Origin of the sequence: Sinomonas sp., assembly GCF_051955515.1 — a bacterium.
Classification (GTDB): Bacteria; Actinomycetota; Actinomycetes; order Actinomycetales; family Micrococcaceae; genus Sinomonas.
The window spans coordinates 1-5,974 of record NZ_JBQCGQ010000319.1; the positions used below are offsets into that span (position 1 = coordinate 1).

Annotated in this window: 6 protein-coding genes; 2 read left to right on the top strand and 4 right to left on the bottom strand. The window is 70.6% G+C overall.

Translation table 11 applies throughout. The features are described from left to right. The 4 genes from ACTHL9_RS19030 to ACTHL9_RS19045 all read right to left on the bottom strand — a co-directional run. Window positions 1-1,464: MFS transporter (locus ACTHL9_RS19030; protein ID WP_440520855.1), on the bottom strand; the 1,464-nt coding region annotated here is incomplete at its 3' end. Next, window positions 1,461-1,997 carry an isopentenyl-diphosphate Delta-isomerase gene (idi, locus tag ACTHL9_RS19035; protein WP_440520865.1) on the bottom strand — a complete coding sequence of 179 codons (537 nt, stop codon included), beginning with the start codon at window positions 1,995-1,997 and terminating at the stop codon, window positions 1,461-1,463. The genes idi and ACTHL9_RS19030, both read right to left, overlap by 4 nt. Before the next feature lies 1 nt (window position 1,998). After that, window positions 1,999-3,474: an SDR family oxidoreductase gene (locus ACTHL9_RS19040; RefSeq protein ID WP_440520857.1), complete on the bottom strand. Its 1,476-nt coding sequence runs from the start codon at window positions 3,472-3,474 to the stop codon at window positions 1,999-2,001. Continuing rightward, a complete protein-coding gene (locus ACTHL9_RS19045) occupies window positions 3,471-4,247 on the bottom strand; it encodes a tryptophan-rich sensory protein (RefSeq protein ID WP_440520859.1) in 777 nt (258 codons plus the stop codon). Before ACTHL9_RS19045 ends, ACTHL9_RS19040 begins: the two co-directional genes overlap by 4 nt. A 93-nt stretch (window positions 4,248-4,340) precedes the next feature. On the opposite strand from ACTHL9_RS19045, the gene ACTHL9_RS19050 reads away from it, so the two are divergent. Both ACTHL9_RS19050 and ACTHL9_RS19055 read left to right on the top strand, forming a co-directional pair. Beyond that, entirely contained in the window at window positions 4,341-5,471 is a 1,131-nt protein-coding gene (locus ACTHL9_RS19050) for a polyprenyl synthetase family protein (RefSeq protein ID WP_440520861.1), read from the top strand. Continuing rightward, a partial coding sequence (locus ACTHL9_RS19055) for a phytoene/squalene synthase family protein (RefSeq protein WP_440520863.1) occupies window positions 5,471-5,974 on the top strand: 504 nt, incomplete at its 3' end. The genes ACTHL9_RS19050 and ACTHL9_RS19055, both read left to right, overlap by 1 nt.

The window sequence follows — 5,974 nt, forward strand, 5'->3', positions numbered from 1 at the left end:
GCCGGGCGAGCTCTCCAATGCGGTGATCGCACCGCCCGAGCTGTCGACGACGGCGCTCACGATCGCGTCGCGCTGCGCCTCGGGCAGGCCGCGGTTGGTGAGGGACGACGTGAGGAGGCCCGAGGCGGAGGAGAACAGGACCGTTCCGAGGACTGCAATGCCGAGCGCCGAGCCGATCTGCCGCGAGGTGCTCTGGAGCCCCGACGCCTTCCCGCTCGCCGCCACCGGGACGTCGGTCAGGATGACCCCCGTCAGCTGCGCGGTCGCGAGTCCCACCCCGAACCCATACACGAACAGGAACGGCATGAGCGCGCCCCACGAGGTGTCAGGACCGATCACGAGCCCGAGGCCGGCCACGCCCACAATCTCCGCGCCGAGGCCCGCCCGCACGACGACGACGGGAGACATGCGTCCGCTGAGGGCACCTGCGAGGCCGCTCGCCGCGAAGGACCCGACGGCAAGGGCGAGGAGGATGAGGCCGGTCTCGAGGGCGCTGTAGCCGAGGACGTTCTGCAGCCAGATCGGCAGCGCAAGGATGATGCCGAACTCGCCGAGGGACACGATGAGGGCCGCGAGATTGCCGTTCCGGAACGAGCGGATCTGCAGGAGCTCGACGGCGAACATGCTCTCGCGGCCGCGCCTCGCCCGGGAAATTGCCCACGCCGCGCAGGCCCCGATGGCGAGGAGCGCCAGAGCGAGGGCGAAGGGAATCGGGGAGAGCGTCCCGGGCCACTGCCACGAACCGATGCTCGGGCGGTGCTCAATGGTCCACCATCCGTAGCGCCGTCCCTCGATGGGGGCGAAGACGAGGGAGGCCGAGGCGACGACGGAGAGCGCGGCACCCAGGGGATCGAGCCGCCGTCGTCCGTCGTCCCGCGACTCGCGGACGGTGAGCAGCGCGCCCACGACGATCAGGACCGCCAAGGGCACGTTGATCCCAAATGCCCAGCGCCAGGAGAACGAGGTGGTGAGCCACCCGCCGAGGAGGGGCCCGAGCGCGCTCATTCCGCCGATGGTCGAACCCCACACGGCGAAGGCGACGGCCCGCTCCGAACCGGTGAACTCGGCGTTGATGAGGGACAGCGTGGACGGCAGGACCATGGCGCCGCCCACGCCCTGGACGAGCCGTGCCGTGACGAGCAGTTCACCGCTATCGGCGGACGCCGCCGCGATCGAGGATGCGGCGAACACCACCACGCCGATCAAGAGGATGCGCCGGCGGCCGAACCGGTCGCCCAGCGCGCCGAAGACCAGCAGCAGCGCGGCGAAGACGAGCGTGTAGGACTCCTGGACCCATTGGACGCCGGTCGAGTCGATGCGGAGGTCGAGCACGATGGACGGGATCGCCACGTTCACGATCGTGGAATCCACGATGATGAGCGAGACCGCGATGCTGATGAACACGAGTCCGGCCCAGCGGCGGGGCGAATGCGACGATTCCGAAGCGGAAGACGTGGTGCTCACAGGGCTGCCAAGTCGAGTTGTTGGAGCTGCAGCCGCAGCCAGGGACTGAACGCGTAGGGCGCCGCGACCACGGCGCTGCGGAGCCGGTCCGCCGTCGTCCAGTGCCACTCGACCACCTCGTCCGGCGAGGGCTGCGGATCACGGTTCGCGATCGCCCGGAAGACGGGGCAGATCTCGTTCTCGACGATCCCGGATGCGTCGGTCGCGCGGTAGCGGAAGTCCGGAAGGATCGGCGAAACCTCCGTGATCTCGAGGCCGAGCTCCTGCCGCGCGCGGCGCCGGACGGCGTCCTCGAGCGGCTCTCCGGGGGCCGGATGACCGCAGAACGAGTTGGTCCAGACGCCCGGCCACGTCGCTTTCGTGAGCGCGCGCCGTGTCACCAGCAGGCGTCCATCGCGGTCCTCGACGTGGCACGAGAAGGCGAGGTGCAGCGGTGTGTCCGGGCCGTGGACGCTCGCCTTCGGGGCGGTGCCACGGGGAGTGCCGTCGTCGTCCACCAGTTGGACCAGAGTCTCGTCCAACGCCGAGCGCATCTCAGCCACCTCCCTCGGCCGCAGCCGTGATCCGCTGGGCCATGCCCTTGAAGATCACGTCGTGGAACGGAACGATCGCGGCCCAGTAGAGCCGCCCGGCGAGGCCCTTCGGCACGAAGACCGCGCGCTGGAAGTAGAGGCTCCCCGACCCGCGCGGGGAGACTGTCATTTCCAGCCACGCCCGCCCCGGCACGCGCATTTCCGCGCGCAGCCGGAGCAGGCGCCCGCGGTCGAGCGCTTCGACCCGCCACCAGTCGAGCGCCTCGCCGAGCTGGAGGCGCTGCGGATCCCGGCGCCCCCGTCGAAGCCCCACACCGCCAGCCAGCTTGTCCATCCACCCGCGGACCGCCCACGCGAGCGGGAACGAGTACCAGCCGTTCGAGCCGCCGATGCCCTCGATGACCTCCCACAGCCGCGACGGCGGCGCAGACGTGTACTGGGTCCGGGTGTCCTTATAGACGGTGGTGCCGGCCCAGTCGGGGTCGCTCGGCAGGGGATCGGAAGGCGTCTGGATGGCGGTCGAGCCCGCCCAGGTGGTCTCCACTTCGCCGCGCCCGATCTTGGCCAGGGCGAGCTCGACCGAGCGTCCGTAGCCGGTGAGCCCCTCCGGAGGCGGCGCGATGTACTCGACGATGCGGTGATCCCTCACGACACAATCGTGCTGCAGCGACTCCACAAGTGGGACGGCCAGCGCCTTGGGAATTGGCGTCACCAGATTGACCCACTGCGCGGCCAGCCACGGCGTCAGCACGGGCAGGGCGAGGATGAGGGGCTTCCGCAAACCCGCGACGCGCGCGTAGCCGCGCATCATGTCGGCATAGCTCAGCACATCTGGGCCGCCGATGTCGAAGGTGCGGTTCACGTCTGCCGGCAGATCTGCGGCCGCCTCGAGGTAGTAGAGGGCGTCCCGGACGGCGATCGGCTGGACGCGGTTGAGCACCCACCGCGGCGCGGGCATCACGGGGAGCACGTCGGTGAGATGCCGCACCATCTCGAAGCTCGCCGACCCCGAGCCGATCACGAGCCCCGCCTGCAGCACCGCCGTCGGCACCCCCGATTCGAGGAGGATGCGCCCGACGGCGGCCCGCGAACCCAGATGCCGGCTGAGCCCCTGACCGCCCGGGTTGAGCCCGCTCAGGTACACGAGCCGGGACACGTCGGCGGAGGCGGCCGCGCGTGCAAGGGCCTTGGCCCCTTCCCGCTCCCTGGGCACGAAATCGCCCTGCGCGCGGGAGCCCATGGAGTGGACGAGGTAGTACACGACGTCGGCTCCGGCGCACAGTGCGTCGACGGCGGCCTTGTCCTCAAGGCTCCCGCGGACGACTTCGACCTCGTCGCCCCACGGGACGTCGCGCAGCTTCTCGGGTGTGCGGGCGAGCACTCGGACCCGGTGGCCGGAGGCGAGGAGGCGCGGAACGAGGCGGCCGCCGATGTAGCCCGTGGCGCCGGTGACGGCGATGAGCCTTCCGGCTTTCATGCGTGCCTCCTCCGTCCGGGAGCGCCCCGCCAGGCGAACAGCGGGATGCCGCCCAGGACCACGACGGCGGAGATAGCCGCCGCGAGCGCCGTGCCGGGGAGGACGAGCGGCCCCGCGGAGCGCGCCACGGCGATCCACGCGAGCCCCCACGCGATGGAGAGCAGCGGTACCCACGCACGCTGCGAAGCGAGGGCGAGCCCGATCGCGGCCGCGAGTCCGAGGACGAAGCCGGAGGTGGGTTCGCTGGGGAGCGCCACTCCCGCCCACGCGAGGACGGCGGCGACGTTGGCCACAGTCGCGACACAAATCCACCCCAGGTACAGCCCGAATGTCCCGTCGCTGAGGACGGCCTCGACCCGCGACTGCGCGGGCGTGGCGAGCGAGAGCATGAGGAGTCGGCACAGCACCACGAGGAGCGCGAGCATGATCGCGAGGCTGGCCGGGAGCGAGCCGAGCTGGACAGCCCAGAGCCAGGCCGCGTTGAGCAGCATCGACGCGGCCGCCCACGGACGGATCGCCCGTTGCCGTTCGCTGAACTGATTCGCGGGTAGGAGTTGCCAGATGGCGTAGGCCAAGAGGCCTGTGTAGATCACGCTCCAGATGGAAAAGGCGGGGATCGCGGGCGCGAGGGGGGTCGCCGTGCTCGAGAGGTACCCGCCGGCGGCGGAGGCCACGGGCGTCCCGCCGAAGGCGCCACTCCCCACGGCCGCGAGCACGACGGCGGCCGCAGCGGAGAGCGCTGTGAGGATGGGTTTGGCCTTTTCAGTGTTCACGACGACTCCCTACTAGACAGGGCGAAGAATCTCGACCATCATATTTCTCGACGATCGAGAGATCAACTGGTCGAGAGTTTTCGAGGAGCCGACATGAACGCAACGGCCACAGCAGGAGTCACGCGCCGGGCCGTCGGGGCCCCGGACGTCTCTCGGCTCGATTGGGACGAAGTAGGCCCCGCCGTCGAGCTCCTGCTCCGCGACTATGTGGAATCAGCCCAGGTCAATGCTGCGTCGGTGTGGGCGCGCGAGCTGTGGGGCCACATCGGGCGCGGGCTCGACGGCGGCAAACGACTGCGCCCGCAGCTGGTCTGCCTGGCGTACGGAGCCTTCGGGGGCACGGAAGCGGGCGAATGTGCCGCGGTGGGGACGTCCTTCGAGCTGCTTCACGGTGCCCTCGTGGTCCACGACGACGTGATCGACCGAGACTTCGTGCGCCGCGGCCACCCCAATGTCGCGGGCATCTATCGCGAGGCTGGACTCGCCCGCGGCCTCCCCGCCGGGGAGGCGAGCCACCTCGGCAGCTCAGTCGCCGTCATCGCGGGGGACCTCTTGCTCACCGCCTCCTTGCGCATGCTGGAGCGGACGACGGCGGAGCCCGCCATCCGCTCCCAGCTCACCGAGATCCTCCACGGCGCCATCGCGGACGCCGCTGCCGGAGAGCTCGCCGACGTGCTCCTGGCGCGACCAGTCTTCGGGGGAGATCTTGCCGGCGAAGGTGATGGCCGGATCGACGACGTCCTCGACATGGAGCGGCTCAAGACGGCCACCTACTCGTTCGAGGCACCGCTCAGGGCAGGCGCCGTTCTGGCGGGAGCCGACGCGGGGGCGATTGACGCCGTCGGCCGCGTGGGATCGCTGGTGGGGACGGCGTATCAGGTGATCGACGACGTCCTCGGCACGTTCGGCGACGAGCGGCAGACGGGCAAGCCGGCGACCTCGGACCTCCGGGAGGGCAAGCTCACCGTGCTCACGGCCTTCGCCCACCCGGAGAGTGCAAGTCCCAGAAGTGCCAGCCCCAGAAGTGCCAGCCCGGGAAGTGGTCCGGATCTGGACCAGATGCGCGACGCGCTCCACGAGGCCGGCGCCGACTCGTACGCCCTGACCCTCGCGCATTCCCTCGTCACGGAGGCGCTCGACGAGGCTCGTCGCGCCGACCTCCCGCCCGCGCTCCGCTCGGAGCTCACCCGCATCTGCAACCACGTCCTCCACCGGGAGAGCTGATGTCCTACGCCGCCGAGGCCCGTGGCAATCCGGGTTCCGCACCAGCAGGCCGTGTAGCGGCAATGTCCCCCCTGGCGCGCTACACGGCCGCCGCGACGGCGAGCTCCGCCGTCGTCATCCGCCGCTACTCGACGTCGTTCGGGCTCGCCTGCCGCCTGCTCGGGCCCGCCATCCGCCCGGAGATCGAGAACGTCTACGCGTTGGTCCGCCTCGCCGACGAGGTCGTGGACGGCGCCGCCACCGGGGCGGGGCTTCCCGTCAACGCCGTGCTGAACCAGCTCGACGTCCTCGAGGGCGAGACGTACGCGGCGCTCGAACTGGGGTACAGCACCAATCTGGTGGTGCATGCCTTCGCGCAGACGGCGCGCAGGGCGGGCATCGGGCGCGACCTGATTGCCCCCTTCTATGGCTCGATGCGCCGCGACTGCGATCCGCGCGGTCACTCTGGCGCCTCCCTCGGCGAGTACATCTATGGCTCCGCGGAAGTCGTGGGGCTCATGTGC

Bases quoted from the DNA above. Each gene is read 5' to 3' on its own strand.
- idi (WP_440520865.1), bottom strand. From the start codon at position 1,997: ATGCGCTCGGCGTTGGACGAGACTCTGGTCCAACTGGTGGACGACGAC.
- ACTHL9_RS19040 (WP_440520857.1), bottom strand. From the start codon at position 3,474: ATGAAAGCCGGAAGGCTCATCGCCGTCACCGGCGCCACGGGCTACATC.
- ACTHL9_RS19050 (WP_440520861.1), top strand. From the start codon at position 4,341: ATGAACGCAACGGCCACAGCAGGAGTCACGCGCCGGGCCGTCGGGGCC.